Raw genomic sequence first — 994 nt, 5'->3', positions numbered from 1 at the left:
CAGCGCGGCGGCGAGCACCCGGCGGCCCTTGGGGCCGAGCGCCTCGCGCGGCCCGAGGGCCAGGGTGCGGACCTCCGGCCGCTCGGCGAAGCGGGCGACGGCGGAGAGCGTCTCGTACAGGTCGGTGCCGGGGGCGAGTTCCAGGTCCCCCGCGACGTAGGCCCGGGCCAGGCCCAGCTCGCCCGGCTGCCAGACCAGCCGGCGCAGCGCCCGGCGGTTGCGCAGGACCACGGTGGGCGCGCCCGGCGGCCCGGCGGCGCTGCCGTCCCAGGCCTGTACCCGCAGCGGTACCGGGACCCCCAACAGCCCTTCGAGGGCTTCGACCAGTTGACCTGCGAGCTTCGCCACCGCGCGCCTCCGTCCAGTCGTCCTGCGGAACCTCAGCTGACCCGGTCGGGCGGACCGGGGGCGGCCTGCGGCACTCCCAGGCGCGGGACGGGCGGCACCCAGCTTGTCCCACCGCGGCCGCCCGGTTTCCGGGTGGCACGCCGCGGGCGGCCGGCTGTCACCCGAAATGCCGACGGGCCCCACCCGCTGCAACAGCGGGTGGGGCCCGTGCATTCCGTCCGTGGACGGGGAGCTGAGCGAGCGTCAGGATCCGGCCGGGATCAGTCCTCCTCGGCCAGGGTGAGCTCGACGCCGCCGGTGAAGCCGGCCGCCGCGTTGTAGATGAACGCGGAGAGCGTGGACAGGGCGGTCAGCAGGACGACGTCGACCACGGCGATCAGCGTGGTGAAGGTCATCACCTTGCCGAAGCCGACGTAGTCCATCAGGTTGAGGCCGCCGCTGCTGTCCGAGCCGGTGACGTCCTTGAGGGTCTTGGTCAGCGAGTCGAAGACGCCGAGCGAGTCCAGCGTCATCCACAGCACGGCCGCGGCCACGATGATGATGATGCCGACGGCCAGCGACAGCAGGAAGCTGACCTTCATCACCGACCACGGGTCCACCTTGGTCACCCGCAGCCGGGCCTTGCGGGTCCGGCCGAGGCCGGCCC

At 73.8% G+C, this 994-nt stretch carries 1 protein-coding gene and 1 pseudogene; both read right to left on the bottom strand.

Annotated features, from left to right (window positions below):
• A pseudogene (locus tag AE652_RS48885) lies at positions 1 to 348 on the bottom strand (SAM-dependent methyltransferase); the annotation flags it as partial.
• Positions 349 to 608: 260 nt separating this feature from the next.
• Positions 609 to 994, bottom strand: a 386-nt coding sequence (locus AE652_RS42030; RefSeq protein ID WP_049661409.1) for a DUF3566 domain-containing protein, incomplete at its 5' end; no start/stop codon positions are given.

The sequence above is a fragment of the Kitasatospora sp. MY 5-36 genome (assembly GCF_001182915.1).
Classification (GTDB): Bacteria; Actinomycetota; Actinomycetes; order Streptomycetales; family Streptomycetaceae; genus Kitasatospora.
The sequence above is the reverse complement of the archived record's forward strand: the minus strand, read 5'-3'. Positions and strand labels throughout refer to the sequence as shown.